This is a genomic window from Akkermansiaceae bacterium (assembly GCA_019634595.1).
Classification (GTDB): Bacteria; Verrucomicrobiota; Verrucomicrobiia; order Verrucomicrobiales; family Akkermansiaceae; genus Luteolibacter.
Map to the genome: position 1 here is coordinate 816,630 of JAHCBC010000002.1, position 11,883 is coordinate 828,512.

An 11,883-nucleotide genomic window follows, 5' to 3' on the forward strand; every position below is an offset into this window, starting at 1 on the left:
TTTATTGGGTGCGGGCGGTTCCCGAGGCGGTCGAGGAGAGGAAATCAGCGTATGCGGCGGAGAGTCCATCCCGGAATTCAATGGAGGGCGTCCAGCCGGTGGAGCGGATCAGCGAGGTATCCAGCAGTTTGCGCGGGGTGCCGTCGGGCTTGGCGGGGTCCGTCAGAATCGCCCCTTCGAAGCCCACGGTCCGGGCGATGAGCTTCGCCAGATCGAGGATGCTGATGTCCTCGCCGACGCCGACATTCACCCAGTCCGGCGGGTCATCGAGCCGCAGCAGGTGGAAACAGGCGTCCGCCAGATCGTCCACATGCAGGAATTCGCGCAGCGGGGTGCCCGTCCCCCAGATGGTGACGGATGGTGCGCCGGCGGCCTGCGCTTCGTGGAAGCGGCGGATCAGTGCCGGGATCACGTGGGAATTCTCCGGATGATAGTTGTCTCCCGGACCATAGAGATTGGTCGGCATCGCGCTGTGATAGAGCAGGCCATGCTGGGCGCGGTAATGCTGGCAGAGTTTCAATCCCGCGATTTTCGCCACCGCGTAGGCCTCGTTGGTCGTCTCCAGCGGGCTGGTGAGCAGGCAGCTTTCCGGCATCGGCTGGGGAGCATGCTTCGGATAGATGCAGGAGGAACCCAGGAACAAGACCCGCTCCACGCCCGCCCGCCTGCTGCCTTCCACCAGATTTGCCGCGATGGCGATGTTCTCGTAGATGAAATCCGCCGGATAGGTGGAGTTCGCATGGATGCCCCCGACCTTCGCCGCGGCGATGATCACCGTGTCCGGCTTTTCCCTGCCTAGGAATGCGAAGACCTCCGCCTGGTTGGTGAGATCCACCACATCCCTGCCGGCGGTGATGGTTTCATGGATGCCAAGCTGTCCGGCCTTGCGGACAAGCGCGGAGCCCACCATGCCGCGATGACCCGTGATGAAGAGCTTTTTCATATCAGGGACACGGTCTGCCGTAGCGGTTCAACAACCGGTCCGCCTCGGCCAGGGCCATTCCTGTCACTTGATCCATGTTGTAGTATCGGTAGGTGGCAAGGCGGCCGATGAAGCTCGTGTTTTCCTCCGTAGAGGTAAGCTGGGCATACCGGAGGTAGGCGGCGCGGCTGTCGGGTGCGGGGACGGGATAATACGGATCCCCTCCCGGAGTCCAGTCTTTCGGAAACTCCCGCATGATGCTGCTGGCCGCGATCTGCTGGCCGGTGGCGTGCTTGATTTCGACGATCCTTGTGAAGGGCACGCCCATTTCAGGGTAGTTGACCTGCATCGACGGTTGCCAGAACCCCCGCTTCCCGGCGATCGGTTCCCGCTCCCGGAGCTGCTCGGCGGAAAACGCCTCATGCTCGAACCGCAGCGAACGGTAGGGCAACGGCCCGAACCGATAGCCGAAATATTCGTCGATCGCCCCGGTGTAGATCAGGTGGCGGTGTTTCCACCGGCGGCGGGCCTCCTCTGAATCAATGCCCAGTTGCACCTCGATTCCCGGAGAAGCTGCCAGCAGGTTGTCGAAAAGGGCGGTGTAGCCTTTGTCCGGCAGGGCCTGGAACTCCTCCGTCAGATACCGGTTGTCCCGGTTCGTCCGGATCGGGATCCGGCCGCAGACGGATGGGTCCAGCTCGCGGGGATGGCGTTTCCACTGCTTCTGGGTGTAGCCCTCGAAGAACAGTTCGTAAAATTCCCGGCCAGCCTGGGAGAGGATCACTTCCTCGGAATCCTTCGGTTGGTTGACCGGCAGCCGGTTGGCCTCCAGCCATGCCGTGAATTCCTCCGGGGTTGAGGAACGTCCCATCAGTTCCTCGAAGGTGTTGAGGTTGATCGGGAAACTCCAGTAGCGTCCGCGTGCGAAGCTCTTGATGGTGTAGGCCACCTCGTGCCACGCGGTGAAGCGCGAGAGGTAATCGAGGATCCGCCGGGAATTGGTGCGGAAATAATGGGGGCCGTAGCGATGGGTGAGGACTCCCACTCCGTCCGTGCTGTCGAAGGCGTTGCCGGCGAGATGGGGCCGTCGGTCCACCACCACGCATCTCCACCCCGCCGCGGAAAGACGCTCCGCGGCGACCAGCCCGGAGAAGCCCGCGCCAATGATGAGGAAATCGGTGGAGAAGTCGGTTTGCAAGATCCTTCAGGTTCAGGGGAGTGGGCGTCGGGGCAGCACGATGGAGAAAAAATCCAGATCCACGGCATGTTCCTGTCCCAGAAATTCCAGCAGGATCTTCACCCGTTCCGTGGCGGAGAGAACCTCCACCACCGGACCGCGCATCCCTTGGAAGGGGCCGGAAGCGATTTCGACTTCGTCGCCGATTTCCAGAACGGGGGAGACGTTGAAAATTTCGGCGGCGCTCCCCCCATCCTGCGAACGCAGTTTCACCTCCTCCTTCAGGGATTCCACCAGGTTGTCCGGGACAGGGGGCACATCGCGGCCGAATTTCACCAACCCCCGGATGCCTTGGCTGAAGGTCACCGCGCGCTCCATCCGGGAAAGGCGGAAGCGGACGAGCAGGTAGCCGGGAAACAGCGGTTCCACCCACCAGATCTTGCCCCGGCTGGTCGCCTTCCTGTAGCGGATCCTGGGGCAGAAAACCTCAACTTCCTCCAAGCCGCGCAAGTACTCCGCCGCGATGTGTTCCCGCTTCGTCTGGGTACGGGCGCAATACCACGCCGGCTGGTCGGGATCGTGGATCATTGTCCGAGAATTTTCTGGAGCAGGGGCAGGACCTGGCGGCTGCGCCTCATCCACTGGTCCAAGCGCTCCACCCTTTCTTTCACGAACTCCTGCTTGTCCTGGCCGACGGACGGTATCGCTTCCTCAAGGCGCTTGATCTTCGATCTGCCGCTTTCGATATGGGGGCGGACTTGCTCCCGGATGAATCCCCCGACCAGTCTTTTCAACTCCACGGCCGGTTCGAAGTGGGTGCGGCGGTCGGTGATCCCCTCCGCTTCCCGGATGGCACCGAGGCTTTTCAACATCCGCAGCCCTTGGCTGGCGGAGCCTTTGCTGATCCCCAGCTTCACCACCAGGTCGTCAAGGGACAGCGGGGAGGGCGTGATGAACAAAAGTCCGTAGATTTCCCCGATGGACCGGGGGAGGCCAAGCACCCGCACGCCATCGACAAAAATGTCCACCACCTGCCGTTCGATCGGGTCGAGCAGGCTGTCTGCGGAGGAGTTGTTGTCCTGACTACCTAGGCCAGCCATGGGGGGATCTTGCCGGAAAGGGCGGTTTGTTCAAACTTTTTTGAACAAACCGGGGTTACTGGCTTGTCACCGCAGCCTTTTCCCGCTGGTTTTCCGTCCATGCGGATACTCATTACCGGTGGAGCGGGTTTTCTCGGGTCGCACCTCTGCGCGCGCCTTCTCAACGAGGGTAATGAGGTGATCTGCCTCGATAACTTCTTCACCGGCCGGAAGCGGAATGTCGCCCACCTGCTGAAGAATCCGGATTTTGAGCTGGTCCGCCATGACGTGACCAATCCGTTCCACTTCGAGGTGGACCAGATCTACAATCTGGCCTGCCCGGCCTCCCCGCCGCACTACCAGCACAACCCCATCAAGACGACGAAGACCTCGTTCCTCGGGGCCATGCATTCGCTGGGACTGGCGAAGAGGGTGGGGGCGCGTGTTTTCCAGGCTTCGACCTCGGAAGTTTATGGCGATCCGGAAGTGCATCCGCAGCCGGAGACCTACAAAGGTTGCGTGAACCCCATCGGCATCCGTTCCTGCTATGATGAAGGGAAGCGGGTGGCTGAGACCTTGTTCTTCGACTACCATCGCCAGCACGGAACTGAGATCCGTGTGGTGCGGATCTTCAACACCTACGGCCCGAACATGCTGCCGGATGACGGGCGTGTGGTTTCGAATTTCATCGTTCAGGCGCTGGCCGGGAAGGATCTCACGATCTACGGGGACGGCACCCAGACCCGTTCGTTCTGTTACGTTGACGATCTCCTCGAAGGCTTCGTCCGCCTGATGAACCATCCCACGTTGCAAGGCCCGGTGAACATCGGCAATCCGGGTGAGTTCACCATGTTGCAACTGGCGGAGATGGTTCTGAAAAAGGTCGGCGGCCCATCGAAGATCACCTTCCATCCCTTGCCGGGCGATGACCCGAAGCAGCGCCGCCCGGACATCACGCTGGCGAGCAATGAACTCGGCTGGCAGCCACAGGTTTCGCTGGACCAAGGTCTCGATCCGACGATCGAGTATTTCCGGAAACTGGTGAAGGGCTGAGAGCCGTTGCTCAATACTCCCGCTCCAGCAGGCTGGCCGCGATCTCCCGCAGGCGGGCGGCTTTTTTGCCCAGGGGTTCGAGTGCGGCAAGCGCCTGTCTGGTGAGCTTGGCGGCTTCCTTCCGGGAATCTTCCAGCCCAAGGACGGAGGGGTAGGTGGACTTTTCCACCGCAGCGTCCTTGCCGGCGGTCTTGCCCAGCACTTCCGTGCTCTGGGTGACGTCGAGGATGTCGTCGATCACCTGGAAGGCGAGGCCGAGGGCGTAGCCGAAATCAGTCAGCGCCTGGAGTTTTTCCGGTTTCGCGTTGGCTGTCATGCCCCCGAGCCGCAGCGAGGTGGTGAGAAGCGCGGCGGTCTTCGCCTCATGGATGCGGATCAGATCCTCCTTCCCGAGTTTTTTTCCTTCGCCTTCGAGGTCCAGCACCTGTCCGCCGATCAGCTTCAGGCTGCCGCCGGTGGTGGCTAGCTCGGCCACATATTCGCGGGCTCCGTAACGCTTCGTGGCCTTGGCCTGGGAAATGACGATGAAAGCCTCCGTGAGCAGCGCGTCGCCGCAGAGGACGGCCATGCCCTCGCCATACACCTTGTGGCACGTCGGGCGGCCACGGCGCAGGTCGTCGTCGTCCATGGCGGGAAGGTCGTCGTGGACAAGGGAGTAGGTATGCATCAGCTCCACCGCACAGGCAGGCGGGAGCGCGTCTTCCGCGGCACCGCCACAAGCTTCGGCGGCGGCGAGGCAGAGGATGGGACGGAGACGTTTCCCCCCGGCGAAGACGCTGTAGCGCATCGCGGAATGGATCGTGGAAGGAGACTGTTCTTCCTTGGGAAGAAAACGGTCGAGGGCCGCATCCGTTTCCGCGGCCATGGCTTTGAGATAGGTCTTCAGGTCCATAAGTCAGGTCCAAGGCTTTTCCGGTTTGTTTCAGGATCACGGTGGCAATCCAAGACCCGATGCATCAAGGTCACCGATGCTTCGTCAATCCGGTAGTAGATCGCGTAGGGAAAGCGCTTTGAAAGCAGGCGGTGGTAGCCGTGCACCTTCCGGTGGATGCCTGCATGGAGAATCAGTGATTCGATTTCGGAGAACAGGCAGTCCTGGAAATAGTCGCCCACGCCGGGTTCCTGGAGGTCATAGAACTCCCGTGCCGCTTCCAGATCCGCGACCGCTGTGGCAAGAATCCGGATTCTCATCGTCCCCCGGCCAAACGCCTCTTCGCCTCGGTCCAATCCAGAATCTCCTCGGTTCCTGCGGCGAGCCGCGCTTCGGTTTCCCGGAGCGCGGCCTGGTGCCAGGATGGAGATTCCATGGATTCAGGCTGGGATACCAGATCCGACCAAAGTGCTTCCATGAGCCGGAGCTTTTCAAGCCGCGGTAGAGCGAGTGCGATTTCCTCCAGGCTCATGATTTGATTCCTGTCAGATACCACGTGCCCCGACCGTCCTCAAGGTCCGATTTCGTGGATCAGAGGATCTCCGCGATCTGCACCGCATTGAGGGCAGCGCCCTTGCGTACCTGGTCGCCGACGACCCAGAGGTCGAGCGCGTTGTCCAGGACGAGGTTCTTCCGGATGCGGCCGACCAGGCAGTCGTCCTTGCCGGTCGTGTCGAGCGGCACGGGGAACAGCTTTTCGGCGGGATTGTCCACGACCTGGACGCCCGGCTTGCCCGCGTAGGCGGCGCGGGCGGATTCCGGATCGACCGGCTGCCTGAACTTCGCGGTGATGGAAACGGAGTGCGAGCGGTAGACCGGCACGCGGACGCAAGTGCAGGAAACCTTCAGCTCTGGGAAGCCGAGGATCTTGCGGCCCTCGTTCTGCATCTTCATCTCCTCCTTCGTGTAGCCGTTGTCCGTGAAGACATCGACCTGTGGGATGACGTTGAAGGCGATCTGGCGCGGGTAGACCTTGGTGGTGACCTCCAGGCCGTTGGCAATGGCCTTCACCTGCTCCTCAAGCTCGATGATGCCCTGCGCTCCCGAACCGGAAACCGCCTGGTAGCTGGAGGCGATGATCGACTCCAGGCCGAACTTTTCGTGCAGCGGTGCCAGCGCCATCAGCGAGATGATGGTGGTGCAGTTCGGGTTGGCGATGATGCCCTTCGGCGGATTCTTCGCGGCCGCCGGGTTGATCTCGGGCACGACGAGAGGGACGTCCGGATCCATGCGGAAGGCGGACGAGTTGTCGATGACGATGGCCCCGGCCTTGGCGGCGGAAGGGCCGTATTCCAGCGAAATGCCGCCTCCGGCACTGAAAAGCGCGATGTCGATGCCCGCGAAGGAGTCATGGGTGAGTTCCTTCACCTCGATTTCCTCGCCTTTGAAAACGAGCCGTTTGCCCGCCGAGCGGGCGGAAGCGAGCAGCGTGAGCTTCCCGACCGGGAAATTCCGCTGTTCGAGACAAAGAAGCATTTCAATGCCGACGGCACCCGTGGCACCAACGATCGCTACATGTGGCAGGCTCATTTTCAGTGACCGGCAGACTCAGGCCGGGGCGGGACAGTAGCGTTTCCCCTGCATCTGGCAACCCCATCGTTTCGGGAGGGGGAATCCCATATTCGGCTGGAGAAGCGGGACCGGAAAGGAAGGGGAATGCGTTTTGCGGGCGGTTCCGGACGATATCTGGTTCTCAGGTGAGTGCCGACTCGGTGATATCAGCCTGCTCGGCGCGGGCCGACATGGTTGGGTCCCGTCTGTTTCTTGATCTTTCACAACCCACCTGTTAGAAACATCCGGGTTGGTTGTGCCAGTTGCTATAAATCGGTCGGCTCTTTTCCCTAAGTCCATTGCTTCCCCCTCCCCATGAAACCCAGGATCTTCACTCCGATCATCGCCTGTCTGGTGACTTTTTCCGCTGAGGCGGCACCGCAAGGCCTTATCCTGTATGCGGATAATCCGGAGGTTCCATTGGAGAAAGTCGAATGCCTTGAGTTTGAAAGGATCGAGAAGTTGAGTGATGGATACAGGGTATTCATTCATACAGGATACATCCCTTCGAGAAGACTCCCCATCCATATCAGCAGTTACCGTCTTCGGGGCCTGATGCATTACAAACATCAGGTGGTGCAGCCGGGTGATGAGGAGTTCCAGAAAATCCTGGAGCTGTACGAGGAAACCGCGGCTGCCTCGCCGGCTGCAGGGGAATTTCTCTACCCCAAGACCATACGCATGAGACGCCACTTGCTGGCATATCAAGATCTACAAGCGCGGCCACCGAAAATGGAGAAACCGCCACAGGAGCCATCTCCCAACGGGGTCGATTTGACGTTTCCAGACGGCTTGACTCTCAGGAATTGCCGCGTTTCCAAAACAGAAGGGGACTCCGTCCACATCATCCATTCGGACGGTATCAAAAGATACGAGATTGCCACCCTGGATGAAAACACGGTCAACCTGCTGAAGCTGAAGCCGGTATCGCCCGCCCCGGCGGCGGTTGCCCGTGAAGGCGTGGACTATTTCCAATGGAGATCCTGGACGGTTGCGGGCAAGCCGGTGACAGCCCAGTTGGAAAGCTGGGTGAACGACCGCATGCACGTCACGCTCCGGGCGGCGGGGGGCAAGCGCATCGAAATGATCGTCGATGAGATGGGCGCGGCGGACAGGACCTTTGTCAGGGCGGCGATGGGGGCGGCGGATGAGGATGCGCTGAAGAGGGAGCCGTTGCTGGAAACCGCGCCGATCTTCAAGCCGGCCGGCTTCCCGGACCGCATGAAGATTCCTTCGATCGACCATCGGGAATACGGACAGAAGGGGGCGGACGCCTTTCCTGCCAGCTTCACCAACTTCGTCCTGTGGTGGGACCAGGAAGGTGCCCTGCCCATCAAGCTGGAGGGGCGGTTCGAGAGGAAAGCGGAGTGGGTTCAGACCTGGCTCGGCCGTTATTGCGGCACCCGGAACACGGTAGGCACCCGGATGGATGATGCCATCCAGGGATTCGGGAAATACTTCGATGAGAATCTCGCCGAACGGGCGGCCTTCAACCGCCATGTCACCTACGATATCAGCCCGGAGAGCCTCTCCAGGTATCCCATCGGCTGGAACGCGACCCTTCTCACCCTGGGCTTCAGGGTCAACCGGGACACCTACAGCCAGACCGTGTCCCTGATTTCCGCCTCTCCTGACGGTGCCATCGTTTTCGCCTTCAACGGAATCATCGCCCAGGGGCGGATCGTCATGTTGGAGAAAAAGGACAACTCCATCACCCGCCGTTTCGGAATCCATGGCGCCACCCAGGAGATCAACGCGACCACCTACGAGATCAAGCCTGATTCCGAGCTCAAGCTGCCGAATTACCTGAAGGGTTCCACGATCGTTCTGGATCCCGCCTTCAGGCACAAGCTGGTCGTTCTCAAGCCCTACATCTTCGCCGAGGAGGGGAAAAAATGCAGGGCTCCGGACGATCCGCTTTTCCCGCTGGCCAAATGAACCCGCCGACCATGGAAGGAATCACATTCATGATGGAGGGCAGGAAGGTGGAATCCCACGGCAAGCGGAAGGGCACCGGCCGGAAGGCGCTGGCTGCTTTTCTTGCAGCCGGGGCGATGGCGTTCATGACACCTGTCCTCTCCGCACAAGAGGCTCCCGGAGATCAGGTGGATGCCATGGATCCCGCGGAGATCTATTTCCGCAGTTATGTCGTGGCGGGGGAGTCGGAGAAGGCGGAGAAAGAAGGGGACTTCAACAGGGCGGCGGAAAGGATCGCGGAGGCGGTCATGCTGGTCGAACGCATCCGCCGGGACCACCCGGAATGGAAACCGGAAATGGTGGCGAGGCGCACGGAAGCCAACGCCGCCACGGTGGAGCGCATCCGCTCGAAGGCGGAATCCATCCTTGCGGGGGTCAACCAACCTGTTGAGCCGCTGCCGGAGGAGGAAGAGGAGATCATCCCTCAGGCCTCGCAGAAGAAGGCCGCCGTCCGGCCCCCACTGCGGAAACAGATGCCCGATAACTGGGAGAGCCCGCGGATCACCAACGAGTATTTCGACAAACGCAGCTTGTTCGACTCGCTGCTGAAAATGAAGACCCGGCCGGACCAGGTGCAGCTTCTTTGTTCCCAGTTCGGCCGTGCCCTGGAGCGGATGGAGCAGGCCTGCGGGGAGACGTCGCCGCAGTTGAGGAAATCCATCGCCCATGAAAAGGAACGCCTGCCGCAGGTCAGCAGCGGGTATCTTTCCTCTCCCATCCGGTTCGCCAGGGTAAGGCTGTCCAGGGACTGGATGGATGCGTCCTCGCATGACAAGGCGGTCCAGGACTTCCGCCGCCTCTTCGGCCAGCATCTGCCGGAGATTGCCGGTGACCGGCCGGATTTCCTCCCGGCATTCGGTGAGGGCACCGCGCTTTTGCAGAAGCCTTACCTCTGCCAGCTCGGTGAGTTCATCAGGCCCTTCCGGACCCTCAAGGGCTTCCGTTCGAAAACCAGCCGCATCTCCATCGGCGTGCCGGGCTTTCCCAAGGGGAGTTTCTATTACCATGGGTTCGACGGCGATTTCAACGCGTGGGGCGGAGGGGGAGGGGATTTCAACCGGATGGTGGTGGTGACGGATTCCTGGGACCAGGTCGTTGCGGTCCAGTTCACCAGTGAGTCCCCGAAGACATTCATCGATGGGGTGGATGTCGGGATGGGTATGTACAATTACGTCCAGTTCCGGAGAAAGGGCACGCCTTCCTACAAGGTCATCCACCAGACCGAAGCGGGGGCGGACGGGACGTTCAGGATCACCACGATGCTCCGCAGCCCTGACAAGCCAAAGGAAATCAATGTGCTCTACCTGCCGAAGCCCACGGTGATGCTGCTCCAATATTGCCTGGCGCCGAAGATGGGCCACTGAATCGGGAGGAGGCCGCGGTGAAGGGATCCCCGTGACCGGGAACGGAGGAGTTTTCCGATTGTCCGGGAAAAGCGGAAGGGTAGCTTTGGGCATCGGGATGGAAGACTTCGTGGAAGAGAAAGATGCGCGCGCGATGGTGCGGCTGGTGGCGGAGGTGGCGGCGCTGCGGGGCGACCATACCACTTCCAAACGCTATCTCATGAATGGCCTCAGGGAGCTGGCCGCTGCTGACAGTTGGGTTTGGGCCCTGGGCTATCTGGATCCTTCCCGTCCTCCGGTCTATGCCGCCTATCTTCATGAAGGTTTTGATGATGAAAGGTTCGCGCGTTATCTTCAGGCCATCGAGCATCCGGGAATGAAAGTCCTGACGGGGCCTTTCACCAGGGAGCTGATGGAGCGGGGGATCCAGCACACACGGACCAGGGAGCAGATCGACCACACGCGGAGGAGCCAGCAGGCGGACCTCCCGGAAGAGGCGGAGGCGGTCGCTGCCGCGAATGAACTTCTGTTGGCTGCGGATGTCTCATCCCTCATTGTATCCGCGCGTCCTGTGAATGAGGAATGCGTCAGCATCATCGGTGTGTATCGTCGGCCTGACCAACCCGCCTTCAGCGAACGTGACCGGATGGTGGCGCACATCCTTCTCACGGAGGCCTTCTGGCTGCATGCGGAGGGCTGGCCGGAAGATTTCGGGGCAAAGACCCCCGAACTGTCCCGGCCGCGGCGGCTGGTCCTCAACCTCCTGCTGGAGGGACACAGCCGGAAGATGATCGCCGATAAGCTGGGCCTTTCGATCCATACCGTGTCCGGCTACGTGAAGGACATCTACCGCAACTTCAACGTGCAGTCCCACGCGGAGCTGATGCGGCGTTTCACCCGGGGGACGGGAGCCGCTTAGGGAAGGTGACTGTCCGGGCAGGCCCTTTCCGGTTGTCCGCTCCTGCTTCCGGAGGTAGGGTGGGGATGGAGAGCGAAATGGAAGACTCTGTGGGAGAAAAGGATGCGCGTGCGATGGTGCGGCTGGTGGCGGAGGTGGCGGCGCTGAGAGGCGATCACACCACCTCCAAGCGCTATCTCATGGATGGATTGCTGGGGCTGGTCGGAGCGGACAGTTGGGTGTGGGCGTTGGGTTATCTGGATCCCTCGCGGCCACCGGTCTATGCATCTTATCTCCACGAAGGTTTCGATGAAGAACGGTTCGCGCGTTATCTCCAGGCGGTGGAACATCCGGGCATGAAGGTGCTGATGGGGCCATTCACCGAGGAACTCATGGAGCGGAAATCCCACATCACACGGACGCGGCAGCAGATCGACCGTCCGGGCGATTCCGCTTCCGCCGCCGTGGCCAACGATTTCTGGCTGGCGGCGGACATCGCCCCCATCATCCTTTCCGCGCGCCCGCTGAATGAGGAGTGCGTGAGCATCATCGCCCTTTACCGCAGGGCCGACCAACCCATGTTCAGCGAGCGGGAACGGAAGATCGCGCACATTCTCCTGACGGAGGCCTTTTGGCTGCACGCGGAGGGTTGGCCGGAGGATTTCGGGGCAAAGACCCCGGAGTTGTCCAGGCCGCGGCGGCTGGTCCTCAACCTCCTGCTGGAGGGACACAGCCGCAAGATGATCGCCGACCGGCTGAATCTCTCGATCCACACCGTGTCCGGCTACGTGAAGGACATCTACGCCAACTTCAACGTGCAGTCCCACGCGGAACTGATGCGGCGCTTCACCCGGGGGGCTGGGGGAGGAACCGACTGACATCCTGTTGGGCGGGCGTCTGGCATGCCCGCTGCATTGGGATAAATAATTGGTCGAAATCCGGGGGAACTCCG

The 11,883-nt window shown here is 61.2% G+C and carries 13 protein-coding genes; 5 read left to right on the forward strand and 8 right to left on the reverse strand.

The window, feature by feature from the left end; all coding sequences use genetic code 11:
- Position 1 precedes the first annotated feature (1 nt).
- From KF712_09310 to KF712_09325, 4 genes are read right to left on the reverse strand one after another with little or no spacing between them, the layout of a single operon-like run.
- Positions 2-943: a GDP-L-fucose synthase gene (locus tag KF712_09310; protein ID MBX3741175.1), complete on the reverse strand. Its 942-nt coding sequence runs from the start codon at positions 941-943 to the stop codon at positions 2-4.
- A gap of 1 nt (position 944) precedes the next feature.
- Entirely contained in the window at positions 945-2,120 is a 1,176-nt protein-coding gene (locus KF712_09315) for an FAD-dependent oxidoreductase (GenBank protein ID MBX3741176.1), read from the reverse strand.
- A 12-nt stretch (positions 2,121-2,132) separates the two neighbouring features.
- Positions 2,133-2,687 (reverse strand): hypothetical protein, encoded by a 555-nt coding sequence (locus KF712_09320; protein ID MBX3741177.1) that lies wholly within the window; start codon positions 2,685-2,687, stop codon positions 2,133-2,135.
- Positions 2,684-3,199, reverse strand: a complete 516-nt coding sequence (locus KF712_09325; GenBank protein MBX3741178.1) for a hypothetical protein — start codon at positions 3,197-3,199, stop codon at positions 2,684-2,686. The genes KF712_09320 and KF712_09325 overlap by 4 nt, the downstream gene beginning before the upstream one ends.
- 99 nt (positions 3,200-3,298) lie before the next feature.
- On the opposite strand from KF712_09325, the gene KF712_09330 reads away from it, so the two are divergent.
- A complete protein-coding gene (locus tag KF712_09330; protein MBX3741179.1) occupies positions 3,299-4,231 on the forward strand; it encodes an SDR family oxidoreductase in 933 nt (310 codons plus the stop codon).
- A gap of 10 nt (positions 4,232-4,241) precedes the next feature.
- On the opposite strand, the gene KF712_09335 is transcribed toward KF712_09330, so the two are convergent.
- From KF712_09335 to KF712_09350, 4 genes are all read right to left on the reverse strand, one after another.
- Positions 4,242-5,123, reverse strand: coding sequence for a polyprenyl synthetase family protein (locus KF712_09335; GenBank protein MBX3741180.1), 882 nt, complete (start codon positions 5,121-5,123; stop codon positions 4,242-4,244).
- On the reverse strand, positions 5,114-5,422 hold the full coding sequence (locus tag KF712_09340) for a type II toxin-antitoxin system RelE/ParE family toxin (GenBank protein MBX3741181.1): 309 nt from the start codon (positions 5,420-5,422) through the stop codon (positions 5,114-5,116). Before KF712_09340 ends, KF712_09335 begins: the two co-directional genes overlap by 10 nt.
- On the reverse strand, positions 5,419-5,619 hold the full coding sequence (locus tag KF712_09345; protein ID MBX3741182.1) for an addiction module protein: 201 nt from the start codon (positions 5,617-5,619) through the stop codon (positions 5,419-5,421). Before KF712_09345 ends, KF712_09340 begins: the two co-directional genes overlap by 4 nt.
- 74 nt (positions 5,620-5,693) lie before the next feature.
- Positions 5,694-6,692: an aspartate-semialdehyde dehydrogenase gene (locus tag KF712_09350; protein MBX3741183.1), complete on the reverse strand. Its 999-nt coding sequence runs from the start codon at positions 6,690-6,692 to the stop codon at positions 5,694-5,696.
- 813 nt (positions 6,693-7,505) lie between these two features.
- On the opposite strand from KF712_09350, the gene KF712_09355 reads away from it, so the two are divergent.
- The 4 genes from KF712_09355 (at position 7,506) to KF712_09370 (ending at position 11,809) form a co-directional block, all read left to right on the forward strand.
- Positions 7,506-8,651: a hypothetical protein gene (locus tag KF712_09355; GenBank protein MBX3741184.1), complete on the forward strand. Its 1,146-nt coding sequence runs from the start codon at positions 7,506-7,508 to the stop codon at positions 8,649-8,651.
- Between the two features lie 11 nt (positions 8,652-8,662).
- On the forward strand, positions 8,663-10,054 hold the full coding sequence (locus KF712_09360; GenBank protein ID MBX3741185.1) for a hypothetical protein: 1,392 nt from the start codon (positions 8,663-8,665) through the stop codon (positions 10,052-10,054).
- 109 nt (positions 10,055-10,163) lie between these two features.
- Positions 10,164-10,952 (forward strand): helix-turn-helix transcriptional regulator, encoded by a 789-nt coding sequence (locus KF712_09365; protein ID MBX3741186.1) that lies wholly within the window; start codon positions 10,164-10,166, stop codon positions 10,950-10,952.
- Positions 10,953-11,029: 77 nt separating this feature from the next.
- Entirely contained in the window at positions 11,030-11,809 is a 780-nt protein-coding gene (locus KF712_09370) for a helix-turn-helix transcriptional regulator (GenBank protein MBX3741187.1), read from the forward strand.
- Positions 11,810-11,883 lie beyond the last annotated feature (74 nt).